This window comes from Rhodococcus sp. K11/5, assembly GCF_055193735.1.
Window position 1 is genome coordinate 782268 of the sequence record NZ_CM143721.1, and the last position, 19679, is coordinate 801946.

General features: G+C 71.0%; 5 protein-coding genes. 2 read left to right on the forward strand and 3 right to left on the reverse strand.

Annotated elements, in window-relative coordinates; translation table 11 throughout:
- Positions 1-5: 5 nt before the first annotated feature.
- The 3 genes from ACY466_RS03770 to ACY466_RS03780 form a co-directional block, all read right to left on the reverse strand.
- Positions 6-752, reverse strand: coding sequence for an FAD-binding oxidoreductase (locus tag ACY466_RS03770; RefSeq protein ID WP_463249974.1), 747 nt, complete (start codon positions 750-752; stop codon positions 6-8).
- The gene (locus ACY466_RS03775; RefSeq protein ID WP_463249976.1) at positions 752-2227 is read right to left on the reverse strand and encodes an alpha,alpha-trehalose-phosphate synthase (UDP-forming); all 1476 of its coding nucleotides are present in this window, start codon (positions 2225-2227) and stop codon (positions 752-754) included. The genes ACY466_RS03770 and ACY466_RS03775 overlap by 1 nt, the downstream gene beginning before the upstream one ends.
- A gap of 113 nt (positions 2228-2340) precedes the next feature.
- Entirely contained in the window at positions 2341-2511 is a 171-nt protein-coding gene (locus tag ACY466_RS03780; RefSeq protein WP_463249978.1) for a hypothetical protein, read from the reverse strand.
- A 139-nt stretch (positions 2512-2650) separates the two neighbouring features.
- Here ACY466_RS03780 and ACY466_RS03785 point away from each other — a divergent pair, with 139 nt between their 5' ends.
- The gene (locus ACY466_RS03785; RefSeq protein ID WP_463249979.1) at positions 2651-3466 is read left to right on the forward strand and encodes an alpha/beta fold hydrolase; all 816 of its coding nucleotides are present in this window, start codon (positions 2651-2653) and stop codon (positions 3464-3466) included.
- 28 nt (positions 3467-3494) lie between these two features.
- Positions 3495-19628, forward strand: coding sequence for an amino acid adenylation domain-containing protein (locus ACY466_RS03790; protein WP_463249981.1), 16134 nt, complete (start codon positions 3495-3497; stop codon positions 19626-19628).
- Positions 19629-19679: the final 51 nt, after the last annotated feature.

Here is a 19679-nt window from a genome sequence, read left to right on the forward strand (position 1 = left end):
GCCCGTCAGCGTCGAATGTTCGCGCTCGGCGTTCCCGCCGCCACCAGCGTTCGGTGCGTGTGATCGACCATCGCCGGTGATCCGCACACCAACACCCGCGCCGCCGGGTACGGCCCGTGCCGGGCGGCGACGTCCCCGACGGTCCCGACGGCGTATTCGGTGGGCGCGAACTGCGACTCCGGCATCGCGGTCCGACGCTGCGCCTCGGCGGCGTCGAAGAACTCGTCGGTCCACCCCGGATCGCTCCTCTGCTCCACCACGGGAGTGACCGAGAGCCACGGGCTCCGCTCGCGCATCAGCCACACCATGTCCGCCGCGTACAGGTCCCGCGGGGTACGCCCGCCGAGGAACAGGTGCACACGGGGCGGACGGGGCCGTCGGGACAGGTCGAGCAGAATGGCGAACAGGGGAGCGAGTCCCGTTCCGCCCGCGACCATCACGACGGTCTCGTCGGCGTCGTCGACGGCCAGAGTGCCCGCGGGAGAATCCAGTTCCCAGACGTCACCCTCACGGGTGCCTCGGACCACCGATCCGCTGACCCATCCGGCGGGGATCGCGCGGACGTGGAACTCGAACTTGCCGTCCCGCGACGGCGGCATGGCGGGGGAGTAGCGGCGCTGCTGGTGCGGCATCGCGGGTGTCGTGACGAGCACCGACTGTCCGGGCTCGAACGGTACGAAGCCGCCCACGAGCCGCACCACGGCCACGTCGCGTCGGATGCGGTGGTACTGCACCACCTGAGCGCGTCCCATCAGACGATCTGCTCACCGACGTCTCGGTTGGAGATGAGCTGACTCGGCGCGTCGTCGCCCGTGCGGTTGAGGGCCTCGAGGAACGAGCGCGCCCACCGGTCGACGTCGTGCGCGAGAACCTGGCGACGCATGTAGCGCATGTGCCGCTTGCCGGCCTCCGGGTCCTGCTCGATCGCCGCGTACATCGCGTCCTTGACGCCCTCGAGATCGTGCGGGTTGCACTGGTACGCGGTACGCAATTCCGCTGCGGCCCCGGTGAACTCGCTCAGCACCAGGGCGCCACCGAGGTCGCTGCGGCTGGCCACGTACTCCTTGGCCACGAGGTTCATCCCGTCGCGGATGGGGGTGACCAGCATGACGTCGGCGGCGAGGTAGTACGCGGTCAACTCGTCGCGAGGAACGCCGCGGTGGATGTAGTGCACCACCGCGTGCCCGACGCGGCTGAACTCACCGTTGATCCGGCCCACCATGCCCTCGATCTCGCCGCGCATCTGCTTGTAGCTCTCGACGCGTTCGCGGCTGGGCGTGGCGATCTGGATCATCACCGTGTCCTCGGGGTTCACCCGTTCCTCGGTCAGCAGTTCGTAGAACGCGTTGAGTCGCACGTCGATGCCCTTGGTGTAATCGAGGCGATCGACGCCGAGCATGATCGTCTTCGGATTGCCCAGCTCCTTGCGAATCTCGCGGGCGCGGTCGCGCACCGGTTTGCGCTTCGACTTCTCGTCGAGATCGCCGGAGTCGATGGAGATGGGGAAGGCGCCGACCCGCACCGAGCGGAAACCCACCTGCACCACACCGAGTTTCGACCGCACACCCACGCTGCCGCGGGAGGTCGGTTGCCCCGCGAGGCGTCGGGAGAGGTAGAGGAAGTTCTGCGCGCCGCCGGGCAGGTGGAAACCGATGAGGTCCGCGCCGAGCAGGCCCTCCACGATCTCGGTGCGCCACGGCATTTGCATGAACAGTTCGACCGGGGGGAACGGGATGTGCAGGAAGAAGCCGATGGTGAGGTCGGGGCGCAGCATGCGCAGCATCTTCGGTACCAGCTGCAACTGGTAGTCCTGGATCCACACGGTCGCGTTCTCGGCGGCCACCTTGCTCGTGGCCTCGGCGAAGCGTCGGTTCACCTCGACGTAGGCGTTCCACCAGGAGCGTTCGTAGACGGGGCGAACGATGACGTCGTGGTAGAGCGGCCAGAGGGTGGCGTTGGAGAAGCCCTCGTAGTAGTCGGCCACCTCGGCGCTGGACAACGGCACCGGAACCAGTTCGAGACCGTCGTCCTCGAAGGGCTCGATGTCGACGTCGGGGACGCCGGGCCAACCCACCCAGGCCCCGTTGTTGCTCCGCAGGATCGGTTCCAGCGCGGTGACCAGTCCTCCGGGACTGCGCTTCCATCGGCGGGAGCCGTCCTCGGTCGTCTCGAGATCGACCGGCAGACGGTTCGCCACGACGACGAAGTTGGAACCTGTTTCGCTCACCCAAAGATCCTCACGGTCACGTGCACATCCGGCGCCGCATTCCGCGGCCCGTGAACAACGGGCATACCCGAATGGTCGGGCACCAATCGAGCCCCCCGGTGGCGGGACCGGGGTCAGACCGCTTTGACGACCGGATCGATGCCCAGCATCGACAGGAGCATCCGGCACTCGTCGGCGTCGGCCGCGTAGGCGGCGACGACGCGCTGCGCCATCCGGGCGGTGTCGTCGGCCAAGGGCTCGATGTCGTCGTCGGCGATCTCGGTGTCGGTGGTGTTGGCGGCCATGTGTGTCTCCGTCGTGATGGGCTGTGATGTACGGCTGGAACGTGCCCCGTCCCGTGCTCCCGGGCGGTTTCGAGGCAGACTCTATGAGAATTCGGCGCCAACCCGCAAAGCCGACCAACGAAGGGAAGGGTCTCACCAGATGCCCATCGCCACCGTCAACGGCATTCGACTGAACCACGACGTATCGGGCACGGGCCCGCTGGTGGTCATGATCATGGGAACGGGCAGCCCGGGCCGGGTCTGGCAACTCCATCAGGTACCCGCGATCACCGCGGCCGGCTACCGCGTCTGCACCTTCGACAACCGCGGCATCGCGCCGTCCGACGAGAGCGTCGGCGGAATGGTGCTCGACGATCTGGTGAAGGACACCGCCGCCCTGATCGAGCTCCTTCGTTCCGATGCGACGGAGAAGGCCGTGGTGGTGGGCACCTCCATGGGAGCGCGAGTGGCTCAGGAGCTGGCACTCGCTCGGCCCGATCTGGTGTCGAAGGCGGTGCTGATCGCCGCCCACGCCCGGCTCGACGAATTCCAGAAGGTCCTCGGAGCCGGCGAGCGAGAGCTGGCCGACGGTTCGGTCACGCTGCCGCCGAGGTACGCGGCCGCGGTCACGGCGGCCTTCAATCTCTCCCCGGCCTCCCTCGCGGACCCGCTCACCGCGCGGGATTGGCTCGATCTGTTCGAATTCTCGGTGGCGCCCCTCAGCCCGGGGCAGCGTGCGCAGCTGACTCTCGACGAGTCGTTCGACCGTCGCCAGGCGTACCGGTCGATCACGGTGCCGTGCCTGTCCGTCGGGTTCGCCGACGACCGCATGATCCCGCCGTACCTCGCGGCCGAGGTGGCGGACGTGATTCCCGGCGCGCGCTACCTCGAGATCGCGGACGCCGGACACTACGGATACCTCGAGAAGCCCGACGAGGTGAACCGCGCGATCCTGGAGTTCCTGCGCGAGAACTGAGCGCGCAGTCTTAGGTTAGCCTTGCTTCGTGTCGAACCGCCCGGAGCCCTCCACGTTGCCGCTCACCGCCGCCCAGAGCGAGATCTGGACGGCGCAGCACATGCAGCCGAGCAGCACGGATTTCGTCATCACGCTGCTGGTGGAGGTCACCGGCCCGCTCGACGACGACCGCATTCGCGCGGCGATCGCCTCGACCGTGCGCGACACCGACGCCCTCCACGTCCGGTTCGACTTCTCCGGTGACACGGCGGTCCAGCACCGCGTGGTCGACGATGCGGCGGTCGATCTGATCGATCTGCGCCGCGAGGACGATCCGGTGGCCGCCGTGCACCGGTGGATCGACGCCGACATCGCCTCCACCGCCGGCGCCACGGGGGACGAGCGGCTCCACCGGAACGCCGTTCTCGTCGCGGGAGACGAACACCGGTTCTGGTTCCAGCGCTACCACCACAGCGTCGTCGACGGCTTCGCAATGTCGTTGATCTTCAACGAGGTCCGGGCGCGATACGCCGATCCGGAGCGAGTGAACGCGCCGGGCCAGTGGGCCCTGGCGCCGCTGGTGGCGGCGGATGCGGCCTACCGCGAGTCCGACGCGTTCGACGCCGACCGTCGGTACTGGGTCGATCAGTTGGCCGACGCCCCGGAGCCGCCGACGTTGCTGCCCGAAGTACCGGACACCGGTGCTGCCGTCACCGAGCGGGTGTCGCTCTCGCGGGAGAAGGTGGATCCGCTCTACGTCTACGGGGACGAAGCCGACGTGCGGCGCACCCGGCTCGCTCCCGCCGCCCTCGTCGCCTACCTGACGGCGGTGTCCGCGCAGTACGACCTGGTGGTCTCGTTGCCGACGACCGGCCGGGTGGGGCGTCGGGCGCGCACGACGCCGTCGATGGCGTCGACGATCCTGCCGGTGCGGCTGCGCCTGTCACCGCAGATGAGCCTGGCCGACGTGGCCGCGGCGCTCGACACCGCGTCCATCGGTGCGGTCCGCCACGGCCGATTCCGCGGTGAGGACGTCGCTCGGGCGTTGCGCGCCGACGATCCGTATCGACGGGTGTACGGCCCGGGCGTCAACGTCCTCATGGTCCCGCACTCCACGGACGTCGGCGGCGTCCCCGCCCACATGCACAGTCTGCGGACCGGGCCGGTGCGCGATCTCGACGTCACGGTGACCGGCGGCCGCGACGACGAGCCTCTGGTCTACGACTTCCGGGCCCGTCCCGGCGCGCACGCCGCACTCGTCGACCACTGCCGACGCTTCGAATCAGTGCTCGATCAGATTCTGGCGCAACCGGATCGGCCCATCGGCTCGCTCGAGATTCTCGACGACGACGAGCGCGAACGTCTGCTGACCACGTTCAACGACACCGCCGAACCCACGGTGAACACCTCGATCCCCGCCCGGTTCGCGGCGCAGGTCCAGCGCACGCCCGACGCGGTGGCGGTGGCCGAGGACGGACGCTCGCTCACCTTCGCGGAGTTCGCCGCCGCGGTGAACCAACTCGCGCACGCATTGTGCGACACCGGAGTGCCCCCCGAAGGCGTGGTCGCCATCTCGATGCCGCGGTCGATCGAGATGGTGGTCGCCGTGATGGCCACGATGGTCGCCGGCGGCGCCTTCGTGCCCGTGGACCCCACGTGGCCGGACGAGCGGCGCGCCCGCGTGCTGCGGGATGCGAACGTGCGCACCGTGCTCGGTTCCACCGACGCCGACGGGGCGATGGCCGTCGACCTCCGCCGCTGGGCGTACGAGGATCGCCCCACCACCGCGCCGGTCGTCTCGTCCATCGACGGGTCCCGCCTGGCGTACGTCGTCTTCACCTCCGGGTCCACCGGAACCCCCAAGGGCGCCATGATCCGACACGACGCCATCTGCGCTCGGCTGCAGTGGCAGATCGACCGCATCCTGGGGTTCGGTCCGGGCGACGCGACCCTGTTCAAAGCGCCGCTGGCGTTCGACATCTCAATCAACGAGATCCTGCTGCCCCTGGTGTCCGGCGGCACCGTCGTGGTCGCCGAACCGGGCGGTGAGCGCGACGGACGGTACCTGCTCGACGCCATCGCACGGCATCACGTCACGTTCGTCTACCTGGTCTCGTCGATGCTCGACGCCCTGCTGGTGCTCGCGGAGGGCACCGATGCGCTCGACGGGATCAAGCACGTGTGGTGCGGCGGCGAGGTGCTGACCCCGGAGTTGTTCTCCCGCTTCCGGTCTCAGCTCGGTACCACCCTGTATCACGGGTACGGCCCCGCCGAGGCGACCATCGGGGTCTCCCACGTGATCTACCGCGACGACGCCCCGCGCATCGCGACGTCCATCGGCGTCCCCAACCCCAACACCCGTCTGTACGTGCTCGACGCGCGGCTGCGTCCGGTTCCCATCGGCGTCGGCGGCGAGCTCTACGCCGGAGGGTTCCTGCTGGGCCGCGGCTACGTCGGTGCGCCCGCACTCACCGCGTCGCGTTTCGTCGCCGATCCCTTCGCCGCCGACGGCACCCGGCTCTACCGCACGGGCGACCGCGCGCGCTGGACCGAGGCCGGCACCCTCGACTTCCTCGGCCGGGTGGACAACCAGGTCAAGATTCGCGGGATGCGGCTCGAACTCGAGGACGTCGAGGCGGCTCTGGCGTCGTCTCCGGGTGTGCGGCGCGCGGTCGCCGACGTCCGGCGCACGCCCGCCGGGGCGGAGCAGCTGGTGGGGTACGTGGTTTCGAACACGGGAACGACGCTGTCGGAGAACGAGATCGATCGCCACACCCGATCGATGCTGCCCGAGTACATGGTGCCGAGTGCCGTCGTGGTGATGGAGGCCTTTCCGGTCACCGCGAACGGCAAGGTCGATCGGCGCGCGCTCCCCGACCCGGCCGCGCCCGAGTCCGCCGGGGTGGCGCCACGCACCGACCGCGAGCGCGTCCTGTGCGCCGTCCTGGCGGAGGCACTCGGCGTGCCGAGTGTGGGCGTCACCGACGACTTCTTCACCCTCGGCGGCGACAGCATCGTGGCGATGACCGTGGTGTCGCGGGCTCGCGCCGCCGGCATCGAGATCGGCGCGCGCGAGGTCTTCGGCCTGCGCACCGCCGAGGCCATGGCCGCCGCCGCACCCACGGCCGTCGAGGTCGATCGGGACGACGATCCGTTCGGAGACGTTCCGCTCACCCCCATCGTGGCGCGCTCCCTCGAGCGCGGTGAGCATCTGCGCGGGTTCCACCAGACCGCGGTGATCGACGTCCCGGCGGGTACGGATGCGGACGTCGTCGAGCGCGCCCTGAACGCGGTCGTCCGGCACCACCCGATGCTGAGTGCGACGTGGACCGGCGGGGCGCTGACCGTGCCCGAGGCGGCCGAACCGGTGGACCTCGCGGTGGCGGAGGACGATTCGATCGTCGGCACGGTCGCGCGCGTGGATCACGCCGAGCACATGGTGGCAGCAACGCTGACGCCCGGACGCCTGATCGTCGCCGTGCACCACCTGGTGATCGACGGGGTGTCCTGGCGCATCCTGCTCGGCGACCTGGCCGCGGCGCTGACCGCCGCGGGCGCGGGACAGCCGATCGCCCTGGAGCCGGTGGGGACCTCGTTCCGGCGGTGGGCCGAGCTCCAGCACCCCCGTGTGGACGCGGGAGCATGGGACCACGAACGGGAGTACTGGCGATCCGTCGTCGAGCGCGAGCCGGTGATCCTCGGCGCGCGGGCCCTCGACCCCGTGCGGGACACCGAGAGCTCGATGGCCGAACGCGTCGTGCGCACCCCCGTCGACGTCACGGCGCGGCTGCTCGCCGACATCGCCGCCGCGTACCGCACCGGACCCACCGAGATCCTGCTCGCGGCACTGTCTCTCGCGCTCGCTCGGTGGTCCGGCGCGAGCGCGGAGCGGATCCTCGTCGACGTCGAGGGACACGGGCGCGACGTCGATGCGCGTCTCGACCGCACGATCGGCTGGTTCACCACGGTCTACCCGGTACTCGTGGACACCGCGCTCGCCGCGCCCGGCCGCGCCCTGCTCGACGTCCGGGACCGGATGCGTGAGATCCCCGACTCCGGAACGGGATACGGGATCCTGCGCTACCTGGCGCGCGACCCCGAGCTGGTGGGCGCGCCGCCCGCGCCGGTGCTGGTCAACTACCTCGGGCGCACCGCCGGCGCCACCGGGGTGACCTTCCACGGCGGCGCCGACCCCGATCGTCCCTCCGCGCAGGCCCTCACCCTCGATGCGATGGTGCAGGACACGGCCCACGGCCCGCAGTTGAGCACCACGGTGCGCTGGGCGAGCGGCGTGATCGACGAGCGCTCCGCCGCCGAGTTCGCGAACGCCTGGTCCGACGCGCTGGAACGGCTCTCCCACAGCGCCGCCGACGCCGCGCTCACGCCGACCGACTTCCCGCTCGTCGCACCGACGTCCGCCGACCTGTCGACCCTCGGCGCCGAGACGGCGATCGAGGACATCCTGCCGCTCACCCCGGTGCAGGAGGGGATCCACTTCCACAGCACCGTCGCGGACGTGCTCGACCCGTACGTGGTGCAGCACGTGGTGGACCTGTCCGGCCCCGTCGACCCCGACCTCATGCGGCGCGCCCTGCAGACGGTGGTCGACCGACACGCCGCGCTGCGCACCGGCTTCCGGGCGCTCGCGGACGGCCGGATGGTCGCCGTCGTCGCCACGGACGTCGAGGCCCCCTTCCGGTGGGTCACCGACGCGTCGGTGGACGAGGTACTGGCCGCCGATCGCCGCGCGGGCATCGACCTCACTCGCCCTCCGCTGGTGCGCTTCTCACTGGTCCGCACCGCGGACGGCACGGCGCTGGTGCAGTCGATCCACCACATCGTCGCCGACGGATGGTCCGTGCCGATCATGCTGCGCGAGACCATGGCGTCGTACGGCGCGGACCCCGACCTTCCGCCGGTGACGCCGCCCGGCGTGTGGGCCCGTCACCTCGCGAGCCTGGATCGCGACGCGTCGTCGGCGGTGTGGCGCGAGGCCCTGGCCGGCGTCGGCGAGAGCGTTCCGCTGCCGTCCTTCGGCGCCGTGGGTACCGGAACTCGGTCCGAGCGCGTCACCCTGGACGCCGCGACGAGCGGCGCCGTCGCGAACCGGGCGCGCGCAGCGTCGGTGACGCTCAGCTCCCTGGTGCACGGCGCCTGGGGAATCACGCTGGCCCGCACGACCGGTCGACGCGACGTCACCTTCGGTACCACCGTCTCGGGTCGCTCGGACGCCGTCCCGGGCATCGAGACCATGGTGGGTCTCTTCATCGAAACGCTGCCCGCCCGCCTGCAGATCGAGCCGGCCGACACGCTCGCGGACCTGCTGCAGCGCTGGCAGAGCGAGCAGGCCGCGCTGCTGGATCACCAGCACATCGGACTGTCCGATCTCCGGCGTATCACCGGGGTGCACGAGCTGTTCGACACCCTGGTGGTGATGGAGAACTACCCCCTGGGCGACACCGCGATCACGGACCCGTCGGGCTCGATCGCGTTGACGGGCATTCGGTTCGAGGAGAATCCGCCCTACCCGGTGACGCTGATCGTGGTACCGGGAGACGGTCTGACCCTCGACCTGAAGTACCACGCCGACGCGCTCGCACCGCAGACCGCGCGGGCCCTGCTGGACGCGGTGGTCGCGGTGCTCACGATGCCCCTCGCCGGCCCGCTTCTCGAGGCCCCGCCGTCGGTTCCCGTCGCGCCCTCGCCGGTGAACCCGGCGACCCTCGACGTCGCCCTCCGCGCGCAAGCGCAGCGGACCCCCGAGGACATCGCCCTGATCCACGGGGACCAGACGCTCACCTACGCCGCGCTGCGCACCCGCGTGGACGCCGCGGCGGCCGGACTTCGCGCACGCGGAGTGACCCCGGGATCGATCGTCGCGGTGTCGCTGCCCCGCTCGATCGATCTGGTCGTGGCACTCTGCGCCGTCCTCGAGGCCGGCGCCGCGTACCTTCCCGTCGATCCCGACTATCCGGCCGAGCGCATCCGGTTCATGCTCGACGACGCGAATCCCGTTCTGCACCTGTTGGATTCGAGCGATCTGATCGACGGACCCGTGTCGTCCGTGTCCGCGCCGGTCGCGGAGCTCGACGCCGCCTACGTCATCTACACCTCGGGAAGCACCGGGCGGCCGAAGGGCGTCGTCGTTCCGCACGGCGCGATCACCCGGCGCCTGCAGTGGATGCGCGAGGCCACGCCGCTGCGCCGCGGTGATCGACTCCTGCAGAAGACACCGTCGAGTTTCGACGTCTCGGTCAGCGAGTTCTTCGGTCCGTTGACGTCCGGCGCCACCCTGGTGCTCGCGGATGCGGGAGGCCATCGCGACACCGCCTACCTGGTCGAGACGATCGTGGCGCAGTCCATCACCTGGATCCATTTCGTGCCGTCGATGCTCGAGGCGTTCCTCACCGACCCCGGGGTGTCCCGATGCACGTCGCTGCGCGTGATCGTCTGCAGCGGTGAGGCACTCGCCGCCGACACCGCCCGCACCGTCGCCCGCCTGCTGCCGGGAGTGCGGTTGGACAATCTGTACGGGCCCACCGAAGCGGCGGTGGACGTGACCGCCGCCCTCGGTGTCGACGCCGTCACCGGCGACGCGATGCCCATCGGCTCCGCGCTTCCCGGTGTGGGCGCCGAGGTTCTCGACGGGTGGCTCCACCCCGTCGGCCCGGGAATGCCGGGGGAGCTCTACCTCTCGGGCGCCCAACTGGCGCGCGGGTACCTCGGCCGCGCCGCGCTGACCGCAGACCGCTTCGTGGCCGGGCCGGACGGCACTCGGCGCTACCGCACCGGAGACGTCGTGCGACGCCTCGGCGATACGACGCTGGAGTACCTCGGCCGCGCCGACGGTCAGGTGAAGATCAGGGGCCAGCGTGTCGAGCTCGGAGAGGTGGAGGCGGCGCTCCGCCGCCACCCCGGTGTCGAGCGGGCGGCCGCGGTGGTGCGCACCGACCGCGGCACCGCCCAGTTGATCGGGTTCGTGGTGGGAACCGCGGCAGCAGAAGATGTTCGGACGTTCCTCGCCGAGCACCTGCCCGCGTCCCTGGTGCCGACCACCATCGAGACGGTGTCCTCGTTCCCCACCGGACCGAGCGGAAAGCTGGACCGGGCCGCGCTGGTGGCCTCGATCGGCACGGCTGCATCGACGGCTGCGGTCACTCTGCCGGGTGATGCGGAATCCACCCTTGCCGAACATTTCTCGACCGTCCTCGGCGGCGAGTCCGTCGGCGTCGAGGACGATTTCTTCGCCCGCGGCGGCGACAGCATTCTCGCCATCCGCCTCGCCAACCTCGCCCGCGGCAGCGGCCTCGAGGTCACGGCCCGGCAGATCTTCGAGCACCGCACTCCGCGCGCGCTCGCCGCCGTGGCCGTGCGGGAGGCCCCGGCGGCTCCGGTGGCCGCGGACTCCGGCGTCGGCGAGCTCCGCGCCCTGCCCGTCGTGCATCGTCTCTCGGAATGGGAAGGCACCACCGATCGGTTCAATCAGGCCGTCCTGCTGACGGTTCCGGTGCCGACGCGGGGACGCGGCACCGTGCAGACCGCAGTGGATGCGGTCGTGGCGCACCACGACAGCCTGCGATCCCGGCTCACCCGGCACGCCCGCGGTGTGTGGACGGTCACCGTGCGGGAGACCGCGGATACCCCCGTGCTGCGCATCGAGGGCGTCGAGGGCGTGGCCGACGCCTCCGACGCCGCGGCGAATCGCCTGGCTCCCGAACAGGGACGCGTCCTCGAGGTCGTCTGGTTCGACGGCGGCATCGAGCCGGGACGGCTGCTGCTCGTCGCCCATCACCTGGTGATCGACGGTGTCTCGTGGGGAATCCTGATCGAGGATCTCGCCCGCGCGTGGTTCGCCGCCGATGGCCACCCGGACGCCGACTCCGCACTCGCCCCGGTACCGACCTCCCTGAAGGAGTACGGACGCCTTCTCGACGAGAGCGCCCACAGCGCGCCCCGCATCGCCGAACTGCCGCAGTGGATCTCGGTGACGGCGCCCGGCGCCGCGACCATCGGCCGAGACGGCAACCTCTCGGCGCGGCAGGGGGACAGGCTGCGCACCGTTCTGTCGTCGGAGTTGACCGACGCCGCTCTCACCGCCGTTCCGGCGCTCGTGGGCGCCGATGTCACGGACGTGATGGTCGCTGCGGTGACCTCGGCGCTCGCACGGTGGCGCACCGAGACCGGGCAGGACGACCGCGACCTCCTGATCGACCTGGAGCGTCACGGCCGCGAGGAGGTGGCGCCCGGCGTCGATCTCTCCCGGACCACCGGCTGGTTCACCTCCATCGCGCCGGTGCGGGTGACGCCGGAGCCCGATGCGGTGCGCCACCTCGCCTCGGTGAAGGAAACGCTGCGCAGCGCCCCGGACGGCGGCCTCGGCTACGGGCTGCTGCGCTACCTGAACGCCCGCACCGCTGCGGTTCTGGCCCGCGGCGAGCAATCGCAGGTGCTGCTGAACTACCTGGGCCGCCGACCCGCCGTCGGCACCGGCCCGTTCGAACCGGCGTCCGAATCCGCACTGCTGCGCACCGATCCCGACGCCGACATGGGCGGGCCCTATCGGCTGGTGATCAACGCGGGCGTCGAGGACGGCGCGCTTACCGTCGAGTTCGCCTATGCGGACGACCATCTCGATCGCGCCGACGCGCGGGCCATCGCCGGGCACCTGGAGGAGGCACTCACCGAGCTGGCCGAGCGCGCAGCCGCGCACGACGGTCCACCGATCCTCACCCCCTCGGACGTTCCGTTCGTCTCCGTCACCGAGTCGGACCTCGCAGCCCTCACGACCGACGCGCCCGCAGGCGTGGAGACCGTGTGGCCGCTGGCCCCGCTGCAGGAAGGGCTCTACTTCGAGAGCGTCTCGGCGGCCGAGCGCGACATCTACACGGCACAGTTCTCGCTCGACCTCGACCGGCATCTCGATCTCGACCGGTTACGGGCCGCGCTGCGCGGACTGCAGCGCCGTCACCCCACCCTGCGCGCCGGGTTCACCGAAACCGCCGACGGCGTACCGGTGCAGTTCGTGTCCGCGTCGCCCGAGGTCCCGGTGCGGTTCGTCGACGCGACCGGACCGGGATCCGAGACGGCCGCCGCGGCCCTCATGGCCGAGGACCGGGCCGAGCCGTTCGACCTCGCTCGCCCACCGCTGTGGCGGGTGATGGTGATCCGGTTCGACGATCGTCGCGACCGGCTGGTGATCAACCGGCAGTTCCTCCTGTGGGACGGCTGGTCCAACGGCATCGTCGTCGGGGAACTGTTGGCGCGCTACGAGAATCCGGACCTGCCGAGCGCACCGGACAGCGCGTTCGGTCGTTACCTGCAGTGGCTGCACCGCCAGGACCGCGACGCCGCGGGGACCTTCTGGTCGTCGGCCCTCGCCGGGTTGGACGGACCCACCCTGGTGGACCAGCGCGACGTCCCGCCGACGGGGATCCCGCCGCGCCTCAGCGCGACTCTGACCGCGGAGCGGACCGCGGCGCTGCGCTCTGCCGTCGCCAGTCGCGGCGTCACGCTCAACGCCGTCGTGACCGCGGCGCTCGCCCTGACCCTCGGCGCGGTGACCGGCCGCACCGACGTCGTCTTCGGCATCACCGTCGCCGGTCGACCACCGGAGGTGCCCGGTCTCGACTCCGCCCCCGGCATGTTCCTGTCGACGGTGCCGGTCCGCGCACGGCTCGAGCCCGACGCCACGCTCGACACCCTCACCCGACGCCTGCAGGCCGAGCGGCTCGACGCGATGACCCACGACTTCCTCGGTCTCGCCGAGATCGGGCGGCGGGCTCCGTACCGTCCGGTGTTCGACACCCTCTGTGTCGTGCAGAATTTCGTGGACGACGCGGCCTCGGCGTCCCTGAACTCCGCGTACGACATCAGCGGCAGCGACAGCATCGACCACACGAACTATCCGCTCACGGTGGTGGTGACGCCCGGTTCGAGTCTCGCGGTGAAGTTCGAGTACCGCCCGGAGATGATCGACGCCGCGCGCGTGGAGACGATGCTGGATCGGTTCGTCTCGCTGCTCACCGACTACGCCGTGCGCCCGTTCGCGCCGGTCGTGACCCTGAGCCCGACGCCGCGGGAGACGGTCCCCGCCGATCCGGTTCCCGACGCCACCCTCGCCGAACTCCTCGCCGTCACCGCGCGGTCGCAGCCCGACGCGACGGCCCTGGTGTCCGAGACCGAGACCCTCACCTACCGGCAGCTGACGGAACGCATCGACGCGCTGGCGCGGGTGCTCCTGGCTCGCGGTGCCGGTCCGGAAACCGTGGTGGCCCTGGCTCTTCCGCGTACTCCGGACAATGTGGTCGCCCTGTTCGCGGTCCTGCGCACGGGTGCGGCCTACCTGCCGCTCGAGCTCGACCACCCGGACGCCCGGTTGCACGCCCTGCTGTCGGACGCGGCCCCGCTCTGCGTCGTCACCATCGCCGCTGTCGCGCAACGGGTTCCGGCCTCCGCGACCACGGTGGTCGTGGACTGGACCGCGGAACCGCTGGCGTCGACGGACACCACACCCCTGCGCGCCTCCGAACTGGGTCGGTTCGTCCCCGGCACGCCCGGCCGGCTCGATCACCCGGCGTACCTGATCTACACCTCCGGATCCACGGGTAACCCGAAGGGCGTGCTCACCCCGTATCGCGGTCTGACGAACATGCTCGACAACCACCGCGAGCGCATCTTCGAACCCGTGGTGCGCGCGGCCGGCGGCCGGACGCTGCGGATCGCGCACACCGTTTCGTTCGCGTTCGACATGTCCTGGGAAGAGTTGCTGTGGCTCGTCGAGGGTCACGAGGTGCACATCGCCGACGAGGCCCTGCGGCGCGATGCCGATGCGTTGGTGCGGTATTCGGCCGAGGTGGCCGTCGACGTGATCAACGTGACCCCCACCTACGCGGGTGTGCTGCTCGAACGCGGACTGCTGACCGAGCACCGGCCCGCCCTGGTGCTGCTCGGCGGCGAGGCGGTGGGCGACGAGGTGTGGTCGGCGCTGCGCGACGCCGACGGCGTTCTCGGCTACAACCTGTACGGCCCCACCGAGTACACCATCAACACCCTCGGCGGCGGTACGGACGAAAGCGCGACGCCCACGGTGGGACAACCGATCCGAGCCACCGCGGCCCACGTTCTCGACTCGTGGCTGCGGCCGGTGGCCCACGGCACGGCCGGCGAGCTCTACATCGCGGGCGTCGGGCTCGCACGCGGGTACCTCTCCCGGGCGGCGCTGACGGCCGAACGGTTCGTCGCCGACCCGTCCGGGAACGGCACCCGGATGTACCGCACCGGTGATCTGGTGCGGCGCCGGACCACCGGCCCGCACGATCTCGACTTCCTCGGCCGCACCGACGATCAGGTCAAGATCCGTGGCCACCGCGTCGAACTCGGCGAGGTGCAGTCCGTCGTCGCCGCTCTGCCGGGCGTGCGCCGGGCGGCGGTGGTGGCCGTCGACGGACCCGGCGGCTTCAAGCGTCTCGTCGCGTACGTGGACAGCGCCGATTCCGAGGCCGTCGAGACGGCGGTGGCGCACAAGCTTCCGGATTACCTGGTGCCACTGGTGATCGGGGTGCACGAGTTCCCCATGACGGTCAACGGCAAGCTGGACGTCGCGGCCATGCCGACCCCGCAGTACCGAACGGCGGCGAGCGCCCCACCGACCACCGACACCGAGCGGGTGCTGTGCGCGGTGATCGCGGACGTGCTGGGCCTCAGCGAGATCGGAGTCGACGACGACTTCTTCGATCTCGGTGGGCACTCCCTGCTCGCGACCCGAGTGGTGGGCCGCGCACGGACCGCCCTGGACCGAGAGGTCGAGATCCGCGACCTGTTCGACGCGCGCACGGTCTCCCGCCTGGCGGAGCGGCTCGACGCTCGGGGCGGGACCCGTCGGCCCGTGCTGCGGCGTCGGGAGCGCCCGGCGGCGGTGCCGATGTCCTCGGCGCAGCAACGTCTCTGGCTGCTGCACCGGCTGGATCCGGCGTCGCCGGTGTACAACTTCCCGATCGTCCTGCCGCTCCCCGAGACGGTCGACGTCGACGCGTTCCGCGCGGCGCTGACCGAGGTGGTGCGCCGCCACGAGTCACTGCGCACCGTGTTCGCCGACGAGGACGGGGTTCCGGTGCAGCGCGTACTGGAGAACGCCACACCCGGCGTCGAGGTGCTCGGCGTAACCGGCGATCCTGCCGCGACCGTCACCGCGCTCGTCGCCCGGCCGTTCGACCTCACCCGCGACATCCCGGTGCGTGCCTCCATCCTGACCACGGACGGCGGCTGCATCATCGTGCTCGTCCTGCACCACATCGCCACCGACGAGTGGTCGGACCGTCCGCTGCTCGCCGACCTGCTCTCGGCGTACGAGCTGCGACGCTCCGGCTCCGACGCCTCCCTGCCGGATCTGCCGGTGCAGTACGCGGACTACACGCTGTGGCAGCAGGAGCTGCTGGGCGAGGAGTCCGACCCCGACAGCGTTGCGGGCCGGCAGCTGAGCTACTGGCGGGACCGGCTCGCCGATCTCCCCGAGGAAACCGCGCTGACCACCGACCGGCCGCGGCCGCCGCGCCCGAGCCACCGCGGCGGCATCGTGCTGTCCACGGTGGCGCCGCACGTGGTGCGGGGACTGAAGGAGCTCGGCCGCCGGCACGACGCGAGCCTGTTCATGACCGTGCACGCCGCCGCGGCCGCGGTGCTGCGCGGGCTCACCGGCGCAGACGATCTCGCGCTCGGATCGCCCGTCGCGGGCCGCGGCGAGGAGGGCCTCGAGCAACTCGTGGGGTTCTTCGTCAACACACTGGTGCTGCGCAGCGATCTCTCGGCGAACCCCACCGTGGACCGGCTGATCGACGACGTTCGGGCCACGGATCTCGACGCGTTCGCCCACGCCGACGTCGCCTTCGACTCCGTGGTCACCGCGGTCGCGCCGGAACGGTCGCTGTCGCGGAACCCGCTGTTCCAGATCATGATCAGTCATCACACCAAGGACGGCGGCGGTGACGTCGTCGCGGAACTCCCGGTCGACAACACGGCCGCGAAGTTCGACCTGGTGTTCAACTACACCGAGTACCGGGATTCGGATCGCCTGGAGCTACGGCTCGAGTACGCGGAGGATCTCTTCGATCGCGCCACGGCGGAGCGGATCTCGGCCCGCCAGCTCGCGGTGCTCGAGCAGATGGCCACCGACGCGTCCGTACGCGTCGACGATCTCGATCTGTTCCTGCCCGGTGAGCGCGGGCGTGTGGTGACCGAGTTCAACGCCACCGAGCGGGAGGTGCCGGCGGAGTCGCTGTTCGACTCGTTCGAGCGGTGGGTCCGCACCACCCCCGACGCGATCGCCGTGGTCGACGAGGGCACCGCGATGACCTACGCGCAGCTCCACGCCCGCGCCGGTGACATCGCCGCGGAGTTGCTTCGGGTCGGTGTGGGACCGGAAGACATCGTGGGAGTCGCGGTTCCGCGCTCGGCCGCGAACATCGCCGCGACGATGGCCGTGCTCGCGGTGGGGGCGGCGTACCTGCCACTGGACTTGTCGTATCCGGCCGATCGGCTGGAGTACATGATCACCGATGCGGGCGCGGCGGTCGTGCTGACCACCGCGGCCGCATCGTCGACGCTGCCGGCGCTGCCGGCGGGGTCGACGCACGTTCTCGTCGAGACGATTCCGGCGTCGGACGCGGTCCTGCCTCCGCGTCCGGACTCGCTGGATCTGGCCGCATACGTCATCTACACCTCGGGATCCACCGGTCGGCCCAAGGGTGTCGCGGTGCCGCACGAGGGCATCGCCTCGCTCGTGGCCACGGCCGAGGACCGAATGGCGCTCACCACGGGATCGGTGGTGCTGCAGTTCGCGTCGGTCGGGTTCGACGTCGCGGTCTTCGAACTCGCGATGGCGCTGTGCACCGGGTCGCGGTTGGTGGTGGTGCCGGACGACGCCAAGGTCGCCGGTCCCGAGCTCACCGACTTCTGCGCCGAGCACGCGGTGACTCATGCGATCATCCCGCCCTCCCTCATGGCGGCTCTGCCCGAGGGGTGCGCGCTTCCCGAGGGCTGCACCGTCCTCGTGGGCACGGAAACCGTGCCGCCCGCGGTGATCTCGGCGTGGTCGGAGAGGTTGAACCTGCTGGCCGCCTACGGTCTCACCGAGGCCACGGTGAACAACACGCTGTGGCCGGCTCGGCCCGGGTGGACCGCCTCGGTACCCATCGGGGTGCCCGATCCCAACGAGAAGGCCTACGTGCTCGACCATCGGCTGCGGCCCGTCCCGATCTCCGTGCCCGGCGAGTTGTACATCGCCGGACGGGGACTCGCGCGCGGCTACCTCGGCCGTACCGGACTCACGTCCGCGCGGTTCGTGGCCGATCCGTTCACCGGTGGCCGCATGTACCGCACGGGTGACCGGGCGCGGTGGCGTGAGGACGGCAACCTCGATTTCCTCGGCCGGGTGGACGATCAGATCAAGGTGCGCGGGTTCCGCATCGAGCCCGGCGAGATCATGGGCGCACTGGCCGCGTACGACGGCGTGGACCAGACGGCCGTGGTGGTGGACACCGCGGCGGGCGGCCTGACCCGGCTCGTCGGGTACGTCACCGGAACCGACACCCTGGTGGGGGAGGACATCAAGGCCTTCGCCGCGACGCGGCTGCCGGACTACATGGTGCCCACCGTGGTGATCGTGCTGCCCGGTGCGCTCCCGCTCACCGCCAACGGCAAGCTCGATCGCCGCGCGCTGCCCGCACCCGAGTGGTCGACGGTCACCGGGGGAACCGAACCCCGCACCGACACCGAGCGCGCTCTGGTCGCCGTGATGGCGGAGGTGCTCGGGCTACCGACCCTGGGCGTCGACGACGACTTCTTCGATCTCGGCGGCCACTCGATGGCGGCGATGCGACTGGTGAGTGCGGTGCGCTCGGGACTCGGCGCGGGTATCACGGTGCGCGACGTGTTCGAGGCGCCGACCGTGGCCGCGCTGGCGTCCCGGCTGGGCGCGGCGACGGGGCCGCAGTTGGTCGCGCGTCCGGAGCGGCCAGACGTCGTGCCGTTCTCTCCGGCGCAACGCACGTTCCTTCCCGCGCGGTGGGTGGCGCCGGCCGATCATGCCGTGGCGCTGTACGACTCGGATCGAGTGTGGGATGTCGACGCACTGGCGGCCGCCGTGCGCGATGTGGCCCTGCGGCACGAACCGCTGCACTCGGTACTCACCGAGGACGGCACCCGGCTCGGCGAACCGGTGACCCTGGAAACCGTCGACGTGGGTGACGCCGACGTACGCCACCGAGCCTTCGAGGTGGCGCAGGAGCCGACCGATCTCACCCTGCGGCCGGGGTTGCGTATCGTGTTGCTGCGCAGCGTCTCCGGGGAGAGTGTCCTGCTGGTCGTGATGCACTACGTCGCCGTCGACGAGTGGTCCGTGGTACCGCTGCTGACCGACCTGATGGCGGCGCTCGCCGCGCGGTCGAACGGTGACGAACCGTCGTTCGCCCCGCTCGCGCTGCGCTACAGCGATGTCGCGGTGTGGGCATCGGAGCGTGCGTCCGCGGTGCCGCTCGCGCCCTGGCGGGAGTCATTGCGGGGAACTCCGGATCGAATCACGCTGCCCTGGAACGTCACCGGAGCCGGAACGGACGCCGTCCCGGTCGAGATCGACGCCCGTACCCGACGTGCGATGGCGGCCCTGGCCACGCGCATCGGCACCGGCACCAACGCGATCCTGCATGCCGCGTTCGCGCAGGCCCTCACCGAATCCGGGGCGGGGGAGGACATCACGATGGCCACGCTGGTCGCAGGTCGCGACGACGTCGACACGCACCCCATGGTCGGGTGTTTCGGTGACCTGGTTCCCCTCCGTACCGACACCGACGCCGGTGATCTCGCGGTGATCGCGCGTCGGGTGCAGGATGCGACCGTCGATGCGCTCGCCCGGTCCGGTCCGTCCTACGTCGACATCGTCGGATCCGACGGTCCGAGGCGACCGCAGGTGATGATCGTGCACCACCAGGTCGCGGACCTCGGAGCCGCGGGTGCGTCGCTGCTCCCGGTACCCGTGGGCCGGCCGTACGCGGATCTCACGTTGAGCGTGCACGAACCCGCGGACGACGGTCCGCTGTTCGCGCAGTTGCAGGTGCCGTCGGGCCTGGACGATCGGCCGGCCGTGGAGGCGCTGGCGGCACGAATCACCGAGATCCTGGGCGACGCAACCTGATCGGGACAGCCGACCACCGGGGCGCGCGACTCGAGAGAGTGGCGAACCCCG